We start from the raw sequence: 14,395 nt of genomic DNA on the forward strand, positions 1-14,395 counted from the left end.
TTACCTCTTAGTTATTAGTCCAGTTGGCTTAACTAAAAGAATGATTACTAAAATCACAAATTCAATAAAGGGAATATATCCTACAGGGAACTTTAATGCAAATAGGTTTTCCAAAAGTCCCAGTATAAGACCACCAACCAGTGCTCCAATTGGGCTACCAAGCCCTCCAAGAACACATATAACAAAACTCTTTAATTCATAAACTGCTCCAGAAAGGATTGTAAAAGGGAATATAGCTGCAATAAGACATCCAGCAACCATCGCCAATCCAATACCTATTCCAAAGGAAAGGGACAATATAAATGTTGAATTCACTCCCATAAATTCTGCAGCAGATCTGTTAATAGAAACTGCTCTAATAGCCTTACCAGTCCAGGTTTTATATAAGAAGACATAAAGTAATAGAGTAAATAAAATTGAAAAAAGACCAGTTAAGATCTTTGAAACAGGCAGATATATTCCCAAAATTTTAATAGAACCAAGACCTATATCTATTGCCCGTGGATTGGTGGTAAAAACAAAAGTCCCAAGACCAATTATAATAAGACTGAGTGAATAAGTAGAAAGTAGTGTTGACAATTCTGGTGCGTCTAACACCCTATGAAGCACTATAAAATAGGAAACCATTCCTAGGAGTATACCAATAATTAATATGAGTATCATGGCGAAAAAGGGATTTATTCCAGCAATATGAAATACAAAGTAAGCGCAAAACATCCCCAGGGCAATAAATGCTCCATGAGACAAATTTATCACATTCATTACTCCCCAGATGAGGTTAAGGCCCATGGCAGCAAGGCCATAGACCAACCCCAAAAGGATTCCGTTTATTATTGCAGCAAGCCAACCTTCCATTTATTTTTCCTTATTTGAATTTTTTATAGTAAGGATATACGAATTTGGCTGATTCAGCCCCCTTTGGCCAGATTACTTGCTTTACCAATTTGCCACCCTTGTTTTGCCACTGTAGATACACCATTTCATGGCCTAACTGGCGACCATAATAATCTCCCTTGTCAAATTTAATCCTGCCATAAAAGGTCATAATATCCATGGCCTCCAATGCCTTTTTAACCTTATTGGATTTTAGGGAACCAGCATCTTCAATTGCCTTTTGGATGACCAGGCCAGCAACAAATCCTCCCGCTGCATGATAACCTGGAGTCTCGCCATATAATTTAGAATAGTTTTTCACAAACCAATTTGCAGAAAGGCCAAACCAGGGTAGGCCTAATTTTTTGGCAGTGTTTTGGGTAAATTGGGCCTTGGGTTCCCATTGAGATGGAGCAGTAACATAGAGGGCAGCTTTACCAATTTCTGCAAATTTTGGAACTGCTGGGGCAACCAAAAGAGACAGGAGCTTTACTCTAATCTTTTGTTCAAATAACTGTTTTGCAAAGGTCTCCCCATCCGAAAAATGTCCTCCTCCTATAACTGCATCTGGTTTTTTCGCTGCAATCTTGTTTAAAAATGAAGTAAAATCAGTAGTGCCCTTTGCGTAGGATTCAAAGAGAACGAGTTTAAAGCCATGTTTTTTTGCATAATTTTTTGCTGCAGTTGCCACTGCCTTGGCAAAGTTACTCTGTTCAAAAATAATGGCTACTTTTTTGGCTCCTGGATCATGTGCTTTTAATAAATCTAAGGCACCTGTTAAGTAGCGACTGGCTGGGGTGTAGATTTGGAAAGTATGGGTATAACCTTTGGAAAAAATACTATCAGAGGCAGCGCCTATAGCAAGCATGATCTTTTCATATTGCTCTGCTATTATAGCAGAAGATGCAGTCAGGCCAGAGCTATAAGGACTTATAAGAAAATCAGCGCCGTCTTGAGTTATGAGTCTAACATATAATTGTTGAACCCTGTCTTTACTGCTTTCATCATCATAATATCTAAATTCTACAGGAAGTCTTTTGTATAGTTCTTTTACATAAATTCCCCCTTGCTTATTCACATAATTTTTCCACAGGCTTAACCCATTGAACTGTTCTTTGGACTCTGCATTGAGTTTTCCAGTCTGGGACACGGTAAAGCCTATTATAATTTTGTTTTTCGCAGATGCTACCTTGGTAAATCCAAAGGACAGAAAAAAACAAGTTAGAAACACCCAAATAAAAATCCCTCTCTTCATCATCATCCCTCCTTTATGTTTGTAGAATTGCCCACCTTCAAACACCCCGTTTGAAAAATAAAAGGGTGTTTTCTAATCTATTCTTTTCTTTTTCTTAATAAGATTATTCCATAAAAGTCAAATCACTTTTTTGACCAACTAAAAAATACTTCAACATGGAAAGACTTATGGTCTTTCCTAATCTTCTTGATCTTGGAATAAGAATAATATTAATTATTTTTTCTGATAATCTCAGCAATAAAATCAGATTTATTCACAAAATAACAATTTTTTTGGGTAAATTTTTAAAATCACTTTCACCAATAGGGAGTTTTTGCATGGCTTTGTCCTTTGGATTTAATTTTAGGCCAAAGTTAGGTGTTTATTTAGGAAAGGTCAATACCTTGTTGAAAAGAATTGAGGTCCCCAGCTGCGGCCAAGTATAAGCCATGAAAATTTTCCATTTTCGATGCCTATGATTATTTATATCAAATTTATCACAAATTTGGAGCAGTATAATCTTAAACACATTTAATACATTTTTGTCTATTTTCCTAAATATTTTCTATTAGATTAAAATTTATTTAAAAATTTATGCTTCAACTTATAACAAATCTTTGCTCTATCCTGACATCTCCACCACATTCAGGACATCTTTTATATGTTTTTTTCAATATTTTCCTTTTTAATTTTAAAAATACACTATTTATTACCCCAACCTTTTTTTCATATTTCACAGTCTTCCCCCATTCACAATTTTTACAACAGATATTAAACATTACATATTTCCCGGCTAAAGGCATTGTTTGATTTGGTTTAAACATTGCAGCCCTCCTTATATTCTCTGTATTTTTCCAGATCATCTTTGATTAATTCCAGGACAAAGCCAATTACTGCTGCATCATCAAGATAACCAATTGCAGGAATAAAATCCGGAATAAAATCTATAGGTGAAATAAAATAAAGCAATGCAGCAACTATCGCTGTAACAGTTTTCCAGGCCATCTCATATCTGCCTTCACAAAAATCCTTTAGCATATTCCACATATCCACTATGGCATCCCACACTTTTTTCAGTGTAGAGGGAATATCTTTTTCCAGCGAAGGAATTTTTTCTTTGCCTTTAATTATGGCTTTGTCCACATCATGTTCTTTAATGTCCTCTTTTTTTTCCAGCAAAAATTGTCTTAATTTTTCCTTATCTGTTTTATTCAGTCTATCCATTTTTACCCCCTTATTTTAAAGGATTTTTTACTCATTCCAAAAGAGATTTATACACCTCTTAAGCGAACACGTTGGTTCGCAAAAAAATTTATTGAAAAAAATTTAAGGTGATAATTGTTGTAGATAATCTTGTAAAAGGTGCTTTATTTTTCTATTTAAAATTGAATTGTCCAGAATAACGACGTCAGGTAGCCATTTTTTACAAACCAAATTACTTCTGTCTCATCAAAATATTTCATTCTGGCCACGCAAAAATCCCTGTTTCTCTGTAGAATTATAATATTGGACCGAATATTTTTGCTTAAATAACAGTAAGCTTCTCCTCTTATTTTTAACCTTACACTTTTCATTTTAGGTTTAATCCATGAACTTTTTATTTATGTTTATTAGCTTTTCCTTTTATAATATGTCAATAATGAAAAACATAAATTTACATTAATTTATTACTTAACTTGTTTTTCTTTTTTGTAATCTTTCATACCATTGTCTTCCTTTTTCTCCACATCGTTCTTTTATTAAAATTTTTAACTTATGTGTCTGATGGTTTAATCTATGGACTTCTCTCAAAAGCTCCTCTTGTTGTTTTTTTATTTGGTCTCTTTCCAGAAATAGTTGATTTCTGAGTTCATTGAGGAGTTTTATTTCTTTATAAATATTCTTTAGAAGCTGGTAGTTGTTTTCTTTTTTTGCTTGATTAAGCTTATTTTTTAACTCACTTTTGTATATTTTGGTATCATACAATATTTTATTTAAACCTTTTAATGTTGTTCTGGCGTCATTAAAGAATTTATAACTTTCATTGCCACATACTACAAAAGAATAATGCAGGTTAACTAGAAAGTGGAAATTATAGGTTGTTGTGGCCTCTTCAATATGACGTGCAATTCTTTGGCGATGTTGTTCAATTGTTAATTTGACTTCTTTTCTTTTTTTATGCCATCTTTGTCTGGACTTTTCTTCTTCTTTATTTAAGGTATAGACTGTTATTCCTAAGGCAGATAATACTATTGCACCACCAATCAACCAGATATTATTCATGTTTGTCCTCCATGGAGTTTTTATTATTATTGTTGATCTTAGAAGTTAATTCTTTTGTTATTGAGTTCAATTGATTTGCGGATTGGTTGTTATTTTGTTTAATTAAATCCAGCATTTGACTGATTAACTCTTTAATATATTTTTTCTCTTCCAGTTGAGTTTGAGGATCGCAGAGCCTTTCTTGTAATTTTTTTATTGCTCGCATAATTTGTTCTTTCTCTAGCTTGTTGTTTTCAATATATTTCATAATAATTTCACATTTCTGTAAAAATAATTTGTGCTCATGTAATAATTGTCCAATTTTAAAATTATATTCTTCATCAATTTTATGATGCACGATTTCAGATTGTCTAATAATATCTTCTTTTTTTAATTCTAATTTTTCGAATTCATAATCATATGTTTTCTTGATTTTATATAAATTGCAAATAGTATCTAGAGGATCTAGCATATTAAAGATACTATCCCGTGTAATTACAGAAACCTTAGAGGCAATGTCACTTATAAAATCATTTTTAGTTTTAGAGATATTAGAAAGATCAATTTGTTTTTTATTAAAGGGTTAATTATGTCTTGTATAATTAGACGAGAAAAAAAAGATAAAGGTGACAAGTAAGAAAAATTTTTTTAACAGTTTATAAATTTTTATAAATTCGGTGGCTTATAATTAATAACCTTTATTGCTTTATGTCTCTTTTTGCAGCAGTCATACTTCAAGCAAAATAATCTAATATTCTTTGATTGTTTAAATACTATGACACAAAGATTTTATTGGAAAAAGATTTAGATCGGTTTACATTTGAAAATGGGAAAAATCTAAGTTCTAGGTTCTAAGGTATGGGTATAACATTATGAACATCTAAATTTTTGAGGTCTGCTAAAGGGCTTCTTTTACTCCTATCATATCATAAAAGACAAAAAGCTCAGGTCTCAAACCCCTAAAAGGGGGGGAGGGGTAAGTGGGTTAATGGGTAGATGAGTTGATGGGTCGATGGGTAAATGGGTTTATCCCTTAAAAGCGGGGCGTATTTTCAGACAAATCACCCCCCTTACAAAAGTCTAGCCAAGGAGTAAGTCTCAAACCCCTAAAGGGGGAGCGTATTTTTATCCTGTTACCCTATTGAGCCCTTGTGTGTCAAGGTCCGAGAAGGTAAAATCCGTCCATGCCCTCAAAAAAAGTGTCCGGTCGATTTTTTGACGCTCAAATTTTGCACAATTTTTAATATAACCATTTAAAATTATTAGTAAATCAAAAGTCCGTCTATCTATTTTTGGCTTATTTAATAATTTCAGTATGTTGACAAAAATTGTCACTTGTTCCAGATCATGGACGAATTTTTGTGATTTGGAACAATTTTGTATTGTAAATTAATTAATAATTAGATTAAAATTTTTAGTAGTTGTGATTTTGCTATGTTCGGGATATTGCTCAATTAATAATAGTTGCAAAATATTTGAGATTGGCTCAAAATTAGATAAAAAAATAAGAGGGGAATTAAATGCAATATGATATAGCATCAAAGGTGATATTGACACATTGCAGGAATGTTATATTGCGTAAGTTGTGTGGATTAGAGATAAAGGATTCGGAGTTAGTAGATGTGCATCCCCAAGAGACAGCGTCAGTAAGGAGATCAGATTTTGTATTAAAGGCATCTTTTGAGGATGGGACACAGAGGCTAGTGTTATTGGAATTAATAACTCAGTGGAAGAAATACTTGCCTTTAAGGACATTGGAGACAAGATGCAGGCATATACTTGAAGAGGATTTGGAGATAGAGACAGTAATGATAGAGTTAAAGAGATGTTATGGGATAGTGGATTATTATAGGGACAATGAGGTAGAATTTAGGTATAAAGTAGTAAAGCTATATGAGCTAGAAGCAAGAGAGGTATTAAAAGAAGGGATTGTGTGCTTGTATCCATTTGTACCTTTAATGAAGGGAGGTATAGGTTTAATAGAAGAAGCGGAGAAAGGGATATATGAGGTAGAGGAAAGCAGGCAATATAAATCAGATTTACTAACAGGGATGGCGATACTAAGTGGTTTAATATCCAGGGAAATTCCTATGGAATTAATAAAGCGTAGGAGGGATATAATGATAGAATCAGCAGCATATGAGATAATAAAAAGAGAAGGGGTTGAAGAAGGGATCCAGCAAGGAATTCAACTAGGAATCGAGCAAGGAATTCAGCAAGGAATTCAACAAGGAATTCAGCAAGGAATCGAGCGAGGAAAACTTGAAGGTCTTTTGGAGGCCATAAAATTTGGTTTGGAATTAAAATTTGGAAAAGAGGGTATAAAATTATATCCTGAAATTAAAAAGATTAAAGATTTAAATATCCTAGAAGCCATGATAGATGTTATTCGGATAGCTGAAAGTGTGGAAGACGTAAAAGAAATATATCAGAAGGTTTTGAAATAACAACTTTCTTAATCCTTTTATTAAATAGATTTTTAAGATAAGGTGTTTTAGATGAAAAAAATTCCCTATGGCAAATCAGATATAGTTCAGATTTTAACTGAAAATTACTATTATGTGGATAAGACAAGATTTATCCCTTTAATAGAGCAGGCAGGGGATTACCTCTTTTTTCTTAGACCAAGGCGCTTTGGAAAATCTTTGTGGTTAGCAACACTGGAGACCTATTATGATATTTTAAACAAGGATAAACTTACTGCGATATTTAAAGATACGTGGATAAGTGAAAATTTGACCCGTGAAGCAGGGAAGTATTTTATCTTGCGTTTTAATTTTGCTATGGTTGATCCTAATCCAGACAGGGTGGAGGAGTCATTTAACATTAGATGTGAGCAAAGTATTTCTTTCTTTTTAACCAGATATCAAAAACTCCTGCCAGAGGAGTTAATAAAAAAGATAAAGTCCTATTGCAGATATGATGATATGTTAAGTGCGTTGTTATCTCCTGATTTTTATTATTTAACAGGGGAAAAGATTTATCTTTTAATAGATGAATATGACAATTTTACAAATACGATACTGTCAGAATATTCATCAAAGAGGTATCATGAGATAACGCATGGTTCAGGTTTTTTAAGGTATTTTTACAATTTGTTAAAAGGAGCTACAACAGGACCAGATGCACCGGTTGGCAGGATATTTATAACAGGTGTCTCTCCAATAACCATGGATGATGTGACTAGTGGATTTAATATAGGAGATCCCATTTCCTTAGAACCTGAATTCAATGAAATGGCAGGTTTTACTTTTGAGGAAGTAAAAGAGATTTTTAAATATTACGTGGAAGCTGGATGGCTAAATCAACCCCTGGATAAGCTATTAGATATAGCTTCTCAGTGGTATAATAATTATAAGTTTGATAATAACAGTGAAGTGACTTTATACAATCCAGATATGATATTTTATTTTGTTAGGCAAACAGGCCGTAGAAAGGGCATTCCTAATATGCTAATAGATGATAATGTAAAAATAGATTATAATAAACTAAAACACCTTGTTATAATTGATAAGAGATTTAATGGGAATTTTTCCATTCTTCAAAATATTATTCAAAAAGGATATATTTCAGGAGAGGTGGCAAGTTCCTTTCCTCTGGAAGATTTACTGGAAGAAGAGAATTTTACATCCCACTTGTTTTATTTAGGATTACTCACCTTTGAAAATGGAGGTCTCCTTAAGATTCCCAATCAGACCATGTGGAAGATACTCCATGATTATATTCGTAGGGCCTATAAGGATTTAAAGATTTTTACACCGCATATCTGGCAGCTTCAACAATATTTAAAAGAGATGGCTTATGAAGGTAGATGGGAAGCGGTTTTTGAGCTATTATCCAGAGAGATCAAAAATCAAAGTAGTATAAGAGATTTTTTAAAACATGAAGAGAGCATAAAGATATTTTTGGCCACGTATATAAATATAATGGATTATTTTATAGTACGCACAGAGACAGAATTAAATAAAGGATTTGCAGATATATATCTTGAGCCCTTCTGGGAAAGGGATGAAAATGTAAGGTATGGTTATTTAATAGAATTAAAGTATATTCCCCGTTCAGAGAAGATAACAGAAGGGTTGCTAAAAGGACTAAGAGACAGGGCCAGAGAGCAACTGGAGCAATATTCAAAGGATGTAAGGATTGAGAAGAAATTTTCTGCCAGGGCAGATGGAGAATTGATTAAGATATATCAGATCTGGCATGGTTGGGAGATGGTGGAGATAGGGCAGTTATGTGGTGAAATGGAAAGAAATCAGCACCTTGTTTAAATATCTCCCGTCTTTTTTATGTTTTCCTTCTCTTTTATCTCGCCTTTTAGAATCTTTAATTTTTCATTTTAAGGCCAGCTAAAGCGCCTTTTTGCTCCCCTATCCCAAGTTTGTCACTTTTTTTTGTAAGATATTGTAATTATTGAATTCAATCATCTTTTTCTTCACTACAAATTTATCAATTAATTTTTAAAATGCTAGATAAAGGCTTTAAAGGAAGTTCCAGGGCATTATATATCTCCAGTTGAAAAGATTCTAATTCTGTTATTTGTCTCAGATGGATTGTTTTACCTTCCTGGGTTATCATAGTGGTGGTTACTCTAATTATGGTACTTAACTCTCTTCTTATTGTTTCCCATAATTTTGAAATCCCTCTTTGTCTCAATCTCCTTTGAATAACACAAAGCAGATGATAAGCTAATATGGTTAAAAAAATATGACCTGTTATTCGTTTATCTATTCTATGATAGATTGGTCTTAATTTTAGTTCACTCTTTAAGCTCCTGAATGATGCTTCTACATTTGAAAGAAGATTGTAAATCTCCCATAATTCCTTATTACTTAGCTCTGTCCTGGAAGTTCTAAGTTTGTACGCTCCTGAAAATCTTACATGAAGTTTGTCTTTATCTCTTACTCTCCAGCAAATATCCACTGCTTTGCCATTCTCTTCCTTTACTTTAATCTCATAAAATTGCGACACACTGCTGTATTTCTCTTTTATTCTTCCTATCCTCTCCAGTACCTTCGGATAACTTTTGATTCCTACTTTTCTTGTAAGAGATTGCTTGAGCCTTTGTAAATCTTTTTCCAGGCGCAGTTGAATACGATTTTTTATTGCCTCTTCCTTTTTGGCCCTACCGCTACTTTTACAATATAAAAATACCTCTTCAGGCTCTTCTACTCGTATCGCATATACTTTGCCACTATTACTCTCATGAACTATACTTTCTTCACCTGAGGGAAGTTCTTTTACTCGTCGTCTGTCTACACATATATAATCAAGTCCTTTGGCTCTGATTAGTTTTAAATTCTCTTCTGTGGCTATACCTGCATCTATAACTACTGTAAGCTTGCCTGTAAGCGATCTTGGAGAATTTATAAAAAAATCATCTAAAATCTTCTCCAGTGTTGAGGCTTCCGACACATTACCAGGAAAAATCCTGCTGGCCTTGGGAAAACCATCTTCATCAAGTATTATACCTACTGTCACTAATGGCCTATCATTTCGTTTCTCCTTAGATAGACCTCTCTTTGACAATTCTGAGCTTGTAACCTTCCCCTCAAAATATGTATTAGTCAGATCATATAAAATAAGCTGTTCTCCAAGACCAAAAAGTTCTCTTTCTCTTTTTACCACCTTCTCTTCTATAGCTTCTTTATTGGCTATCAGCTTGTCCAGAGTCCTATATAAACTGGATAGCGATACCACTTTTGCATCAATATTCATTACCTCATCAAGCCCACTTAACCGGTGAAACCATTTATGAATTTCCCTCTCACTCCCACAATTTATCAGACTCCCAACTATAAGAACTTTTGCTCTATCTATATCCTTTCTATTAAAACCTATTTCCTTTAAAATTTTTGTAATCATAAGTTTATCATATGCCCAGGCCCCTACAACTTCTGCTCCAACACATCTGACATCTTCGTTTTTTACTGAAGCAACATCAACCATCTTCCAATGAGCCTCATGTTTTGTTTTCTCCTCACTCTTTTGAAGAGCTTTTTTTCTTATTAAACCTGCAAAACGTCTTGCAGGTTTTTCAATTTTTTCAGGGACTTTTAATAACGACAATTGTCCTTTTAATAATTCCTCAATTCTATTAGCAAGAAATTTTAACTCCTCCCTGGACAGATCCAGTTTTCCAAGGTTTAAAATAGTTCTCTGCCTGGGACCATCAGGGGTTCTGTAAGATTCTACTAATTGATGGTAGAAATAAGTTTTTCCAGATTTGGGATCGGTTTTTCTAACTTTGCGGATAAACATAGGTAAGGATTATATCAAATCGGTTTTTCTTTGTCAAGATGCGAAATATTTTTTCTACCACTACATTCAGTTTTTAAAAAATTTAATTCAATAATTCCAACAGATTATAGCATTTTGCATCACAAAATCAACCAAATTTTTTATAAAAATCTTATTATTTTGACAAACTTGGGCTATCCCAAAAGGCAAAAAAGCTCAAGTCCCAAATCCCTAAAAGGGGGAAGGGGTAAATGGGTTTATGGGTAGATGGGTTAATGGGTTTATCCCTTAAAAGCGGGGCGTGGTTTCTAACTCTTACCCTATTGAACCCCTGTGTGTCAAGGGCCGAGAAGGTAAAATCCGTCCATGTCCTCAAAAAAAGCGTCCGGTCGATTTTTTGACGCTCAAATGTTGCATAATTTTTAATGTAACCATTTATAATTATTAGTAAATCCAAAGTCTGTCCATCTATTTTTGGCTTATTTAATAATTTCAATAGGTTGACAAAAATTGTCACTTATCCCAGATTATGGACGAATTTTTGTGATTTGGAACAATTTTGTATTGTAAATCAATTAAATATTTCAATATAGATTAAAATTTTTAGTAGTTGTGGTTTTGCTATGTTCACGAGTCAATTATAATAGTTGCAAAATATTTAGGATTGGCTCAAAATTAGACAAAAAAATAAAAGAGGAATTAAATGCAATATGATATAGCATGGAGGGATGGGGATATTAAGTGGTTTAATATCCAGGGGAATTCCTATGAAATCCAGGGGAATTCCTATGAAATTAATAAAGCGTAAGAGGGATATAATGATAGATTCAGCAGCATATGAGATAATAAAAAGAGAAGGGTTTGAAGAAGGGATCCAGCAAGGACTCGAGCAAGGGATTTAACAAGGAAAAGAAGAATGAAAAGTTTACATCCTCAGTACTTGTTTGATCATATAAAAATAGCAAAACTTCGCTTTATTTTTGAGAAAAATGGTAAAAGGAAAATTAAGGGTTATTCAGGCTCTGCCTGGAGAGGGGGTTATTGGAAAGACTTTAAAGAAGATCTTTTGTTGTTTTAAAAACAAACCCTGCAATGAATGTCTGGTAAAAAACAATTGTCCCTATTATAACCTGTATGAAAGACATAGTTTGGAACCTGGATTTTCAGATCTACCCAGACCATATATCTTTTATCCTTCACCTGTTACTGATAACAGATACTTAATATTGGATGTCACTCTGTTTGCCTATGGCTGTGATTTTGTCCTTCACATTATTATGGCATGTGAGGAGGCGGGAAAGCGGGGGATTGGCTTTGAGAGGATCCGTTTTTGTCTAAAATGTGTGTTACAAAACACATTGAAAAAAGAGTGGATACCTGTATATGTGCCGGGCGAAGTAAAAAAACTTATGATACAAATTTTTTATTAATTGACTGGCTTAATACTCTTCCCTGTGAACCAAAGAATGGATCCTGGAAGGTAGAAATAAGATCTCCATTGCGATTTAGAAAAAATAAAAAATATTTGAGATATGCAGATTGGGGATGGGCATTTGTCTCTCTTGCAAGGAGATTATCTCTTCTGAATTATTTATGTGGAGGCTTTAAACTAAATTCTGAACAATGGCTTGAGATAAAAAGTTTTTTGAGCCAACCAGGAAAGGTTGAAAATGAGATATTCTGGTATGACTGGAAACGTTATTCATCCACTCAGAACAAAAAAATCCCAATGGGCGGTGTTATGGGCAGGGCCTTTGTTGATGCCCCTCAATCAACAAAAGATATATGGTGGTGCTGGTGGCATGTGGCAAATATATTTCACTTAGGAAAAGGCACAAGTATGGGGCTTGGAAAGATAGAAGTTTACACGTAATTTACCAAGCTCACCTTCATTATCATTGATGCTGATTTTAATATTGCCTGATATATTGTTTGTTGCTGGCTTATCTGGGTTAATAGGTCAGCAAAGTCAATATCTTCAATGGTGCTTTTTCTTTCTTTTTGGTTTGTTTGAAGGTCTGATAAGATTGTTTCTGATGTGTTTAGTCTATTTATCTTTGCTCCAATTTGTGCGTGTATCTTAGTGACCTGAGTTAGGGCAGAGTCAATGTAGTCAAGGCAGCTCCTTATCTTATCTTGATCATTTAACTCCAGGGCAGCTATAAGTCTTCCAACCCCAACAAAGAGGTTACTTTTTTCATCAGATGCAAGGGCCATCTCCAGTCCCGAAGAATTTTTATAAAATCCACCAAATATCTGGGTGCCAACATGGGTTACTGGTATTTTTATCCCCTGGGAGATCTCTGTGTCCATACCAGCATCCCTTGGATGGATTGTGAATTGATCTCCTGATGAAAGAGAAGTCGTAACAGAAGAGGGGGCTATTTTTAGGATTCCACCTTTTACTGGCAGGGATTCATATCCTGAGCCTGTTGCAGTTATTTTATGGCCTGTATCCCATGTAATTCCACCATCTGTGCTGTATGAGTATTCTATCTCATCCCCTCCAGTAAATCCACTCCCAGTAACATTATCTATTCTCACTATCACATCTTCATGTATATCTCCCTGAGCAAATGCATATAGATCAGTGGATGATTGCTCTACTTCAATAGAACCAATTTTAAAGCTAAGTCCATTTAATTGAGGTGACGCACCTGATGAATCTAGTTTACTTAAAGTAACTTTACCCCCTGGAAGTTCTAACTCTAATTGAGGATTGGAATTATCTGCCTGAATATTGCCAGACCATGTAATTCCACCATCTATGCTATATTTATATTCAATGGGATTTCCATCTCCTAAAGTCCCTCCAGATACTATTCTTACTATAACTTCATTTTCAAAACTGCCGTTTTTTTCTGGAGTAATTGATAAGTTATAGTTACTGTAAGTAGAACTAGAAGGAATGGTCTTTATTTCAATTCCCTCTCCACTTTCATTATCGCCCTTATAAATTGCACTTGGGGCAAGTATTAATTCTGTTCTATCTTCATTTGCCAGTGTTTCATCAGTAACAACCTCATATCCTTTTTTTAGCTCAATTTGAACTCCACCAAGATCTAGAGTTGTATCCCCTGCATTTAAAGTTCCTGTTGTTATGGTAGTCTGAGAGCTCCCTTTTTTAACAGTATATGTGATTCCATTATCAATACCAATTCTTGCAGTTGCACTTCCTGATTTGCTGAATTCAATTACCACTACATCATCACTGCTTCCAGTTATGCTTTTAACATAAGCATTAACATCATCCATTCCTGTATCGTCTTTTTTATTTGAAAAAAGTGTAAGCCCTTTTTCAAAGGCCTGATTGTTGGTTTTGTGTCCAGCAAATATAGATCTGCCTTCATAGGTAGTATTTGACAGTGCAAGGAGCTGGTCAAATATCTGTTTTACTTCATTTAAGATACCTTTTCTGTCTTGTTCATTAAGGGTACCAGTAGATGCCTGAACTGTTAGTTCTTTAAGCCTTGTTAGTTGGTCTTCTGTCTGTTTTAGAGTAGTATCAGCAAGGGAAAGCCACCCTTTTGCATTATTGATATTTTCCTTATATTGTTCAATGGCCTTTATTGAGTCTCTATAAGATAGGATCCTTGCCATACCAACTGGATTGTCTGATGGTCTATTTATCTTTTTTTGAGTTGCACCCTGCTCATATAGTTTTTGTAGAGATGAAGTAGTCTGATCCAGGTAATTTATAAAATTTGTATATAACATGCTCTGGGATATTCTTGACGTCATTTTATGCTCCTTTTACATATGCTAGATAAATGGTAATTAGTAGGTAGAATTCTATTTACAACTCTA

Annotated in this window: 13 protein-coding genes; 5 read left to right on the forward strand and 8 right to left on the reverse strand. The window is 34.1% G+C overall.

The features are described 5' to 3' along the window. The 6 genes from ACYQ1E_RS09165 to ACYQ1E_RS09190 form a co-directional block, all read right to left on the reverse strand. Window positions 1–855: a branched-chain amino acid ABC transporter permease gene (locus ACYQ1E_RS09165; RefSeq protein ID WP_459878229.1), complete on the reverse strand. Its 855-nt coding sequence runs from the start codon at window positions 853–855 to the stop codon at window positions 1–3. A 10-nt stretch (window positions 856–865) separates the two neighbouring features. Further along, a complete protein-coding gene (locus ACYQ1E_RS09170; RefSeq protein ID WP_459878231.1) occupies window positions 866–2,128 on the reverse strand; it encodes an amino acid ABC transporter substrate-binding protein in 1,263 nt (420 codons plus the stop codon). 578 nt (window positions 2,129–2,706) lie between these two features. Further along, on the reverse strand, window positions 2,707–2,931 hold the full coding sequence (locus ACYQ1E_RS09175) for a hypothetical protein (RefSeq protein ID WP_459878234.1): 225 nt from the start codon (window positions 2,929–2,931) through the stop codon (window positions 2,707–2,709). Continuing rightward, complete coding sequence (locus ACYQ1E_RS09180) at window positions 2,924–3,331, reverse strand: YkvA family protein (RefSeq protein WP_459878237.1); 408 nt, start codon at window positions 3,329–3,331, stop codon at window positions 2,924–2,926. The genes ACYQ1E_RS09175 and ACYQ1E_RS09180 overlap by 8 nt, the downstream gene beginning before the upstream one ends. A gap of 447 nt (window positions 3,332–3,778) precedes the next feature. Next, on the reverse strand, window positions 3,779–4,369 hold the full coding sequence (locus ACYQ1E_RS09185; protein WP_459878240.1) for a hypothetical protein: 591 nt from the start codon (window positions 4,367–4,369) through the stop codon (window positions 3,779–3,781). Then, window positions 4,362–4,820: a hypothetical protein gene (locus tag ACYQ1E_RS09190; RefSeq protein WP_459878243.1), complete on the reverse strand. Its 459-nt coding sequence runs from the start codon at window positions 4,818–4,820 to the stop codon at window positions 4,362–4,364. The genes ACYQ1E_RS09185 and ACYQ1E_RS09190 overlap by 8 nt, the downstream gene beginning before the upstream one ends. Before the next feature lie 1,048 nt (window positions 4,821–5,868). Here ACYQ1E_RS09190 and ACYQ1E_RS09195 point away from each other — a divergent pair. After that, entirely contained in the window at window positions 5,869–6,795 is a 927-nt protein-coding gene (locus ACYQ1E_RS09195; RefSeq protein ID WP_459878245.1) for an RpnC/YadD family protein, read from the forward strand. Between the two features lie 51 nt (window positions 6,796–6,846). Beyond that, complete coding sequence (locus ACYQ1E_RS09200) at window positions 6,847–8,619, forward strand: AAA family ATPase (RefSeq protein ID WP_459878248.1); 1,773 nt, start codon at window positions 6,847–6,849, stop codon at window positions 8,617–8,619. 178 nt (window positions 8,620–8,797) lie between these two features. On the opposite strand, the gene ACYQ1E_RS09205 is transcribed toward ACYQ1E_RS09200, so the two are convergent. Further along, entirely contained in the window at window positions 8,798–10,609 is a 1,812-nt protein-coding gene (locus ACYQ1E_RS09205; RefSeq protein WP_459874731.1) for an IS1634 family transposase, read from the reverse strand. 895 nt (window positions 10,610–11,504) lie between these two features. Between ACYQ1E_RS09205 and ACYQ1E_RS09210 the strand changes: the two genes are divergently transcribed. The 3 genes from ACYQ1E_RS09210 to cas6 are packed head-to-tail and all read left to right on the forward strand — an operon-like array spanning window position 11,505 to window position 12,461. After that, window positions 11,505–11,666, forward strand: a complete 162-nt coding sequence (locus ACYQ1E_RS09210; protein ID WP_459878251.1) for a hypothetical protein — start codon at window positions 11,505–11,507, stop codon at window positions 11,664–11,666. Then, window positions 11,650–12,018 carry a hypothetical protein gene (locus ACYQ1E_RS16290; protein ID WP_488193119.1) on the forward strand — a complete coding sequence of 123 codons (369 nt, stop codon included), beginning with the start codon at window positions 11,650–11,652 and terminating at the stop codon, window positions 12,016–12,018. Before ACYQ1E_RS09210 ends, ACYQ1E_RS16290 begins: the two co-directional genes overlap by 17 nt. Beyond that, window positions 11,928–12,461 carry a CRISPR system precrRNA processing endoribonuclease RAMP protein Cas6 gene (gene cas6 / locus ACYQ1E_RS09215; RefSeq protein ID WP_459878507.1) on the forward strand — a complete coding sequence of 178 codons (534 nt, stop codon included), beginning with the start codon at window positions 11,928–11,930 and terminating at the stop codon, window positions 12,459–12,461. The genes ACYQ1E_RS16290 and cas6 overlap by 91 nt, the downstream gene beginning before the upstream one ends. Here the strand turns inward: cas6 and flgL are convergent. Beyond that, complete coding sequence (gene flgL / locus ACYQ1E_RS09220) at window positions 12,452–14,329, reverse strand: flagellar hook-associated protein FlgL (RefSeq protein WP_459878254.1); 1,878 nt, start codon at window positions 14,327–14,329, stop codon at window positions 12,452–12,454. The two genes, cas6 and flgL, sit on opposite strands and share 10 nt — an antisense overlap. Window positions 14,330–14,395: the final 66 nt, after the last annotated feature.

It is taken from the genome of Desulfothermus naphthae (assembly GCF_054657475.1).

Excerpts from the sequence above, each read along its gene's own strand:
- ACYQ1E_RS09180 (WP_459878237.1), bottom strand. The coding sequence starts at position 3,331 with ATGGATAGACTGAATAAAACAGATAAGGAAAAATTAAGACAATTTTTG.
- flgL (WP_459878254.1), bottom strand. The coding sequence starts at position 14,329 with ATGACGTCAAGAATATCCCAGAGCATGTTATATACAAATTTTATAAAT.
- ACYQ1E_RS09200 (WP_459878248.1), top strand. The coding sequence starts at position 6,847 with ATGAAAAAAATTCCCTATGGCAAATCAGATATAGTTCAGATTTTAACT.
- ACYQ1E_RS09185 (WP_459878240.1), bottom strand. The coding sequence starts at position 4,369 with ATGAATAATATCTGGTTGATTGGTGGTGCAATAGTATTATCTGCCTTA.
- ACYQ1E_RS09210 (WP_459878251.1), top strand. The coding sequence starts at position 11,505 with ATGAAAAGTTTACATCCTCAGTACTTGTTTGATCATATAAAAATAGCA.
- ACYQ1E_RS09190 (WP_459878243.1), bottom strand. The coding sequence starts at position 4,820 with ATGCTAGATCCTCTAGATACTATTTGCAATTTATATAAAATCAAGAAA.
- ACYQ1E_RS09170 (WP_459878231.1), bottom strand. The coding sequence starts at position 2,128 with ATGAAGAGAGGGATTTTTATTTGGGTGTTTCTAACTTGTTTTTTTCTG.
- ACYQ1E_RS09175 (WP_459878234.1), bottom strand. The coding sequence starts at position 2,931 with ATGTTTAAACCAAATCAAACAATGCCTTTAGCCGGGAAATATGTAATG.
- ACYQ1E_RS09205 (WP_459874731.1), bottom strand. The coding sequence starts at position 10,609 with ATGTTTATCCGCAAAGTTAGAAAAACCGATCCCAAATCTGGAAAAACT.
- ACYQ1E_RS09165 (WP_459878229.1), bottom strand. The coding sequence starts at position 855 with ATGGAAGGTTGGCTTGCTGCAATAATAAACGGAATCCTTTTGGGGTTG.
- cas6 (WP_459878507.1), top strand. The coding sequence starts at position 11,928 with ATGTGTGTTACAAAACACATTGAAAAAAGAGTGGATACCTGTATATGT.
- ACYQ1E_RS09195 (WP_459878245.1), top strand. The coding sequence starts at position 5,869 with ATGCAATATGATATAGCATCAAAGGTGATATTGACACATTGCAGGAAT.